Consider the following 563-nt stretch of genomic DNA (forward strand, 5'->3'; position numbering starts at 1 on the left):
GGCTCGCCGGACTGGACGAACTCGACCTGCGGCTCGCCGGAGGTGGTGACGTCCACCTGCGGGTCGGCCTGCTCGAAGCGGACCTGCGGCTCGGACCGCTCGATGGTGACCTGGGCCTCCTCGGTGGCCTCGGACATCATCACCGTGGGCTCACTGCGCGTGACGTTCACCTCGGCATCCTCCGTGGTGACCTCCTCGGGCGCGGTGCCGGGCTGGTAGGCCTGACCCGTGCGGTTGTCGGTCACCTCGAAGCCACGGCTCTCGGCGCCTTCCTCGACGCGCTCGAGTTCGAGATCGACCTGCGGCGGCGCCTGCGTCACGGAAATGCGCGGCTCCGCCTGCACGACGCGGACCTGCGGCTGCGCGGCGCCGACCGAGACGTCGGGGTCGGGCATGGTGATGATGATCTCGGGCGCGGCCTGCTCGATCCGGATGGTCGGCGTCGGCATGTCGATCGTGATGTTGGCCGGCGCCTGGCGAACGACGATCTCGCCCTGGCCCTCGGACACGGTCACGTCCGGCGCGCCGGGCTCGATCTCGACCTCGGCCGGGCTTTCCTCGAT

General features: G+C 70.9%; 1 protein-coding gene. It reads right to left on the minus strand.

Features of this window, described 5'->3' with window-relative positions; all coding sequences use genetic code 11:
* Window positions 1-563 (minus strand): hypothetical protein (locus Q1B08_RS21655; protein WP_299823503.1); only part of this gene is annotated, 563 nt, incomplete at both ends.

Origin of the sequence: uncultured Jannaschia sp., assembly GCF_947494025.1 — a bacterium.
Taxonomy (GTDB): Bacteria; Pseudomonadota; Alphaproteobacteria; order Rhodobacterales; family Rhodobacteraceae; genus Jannaschia.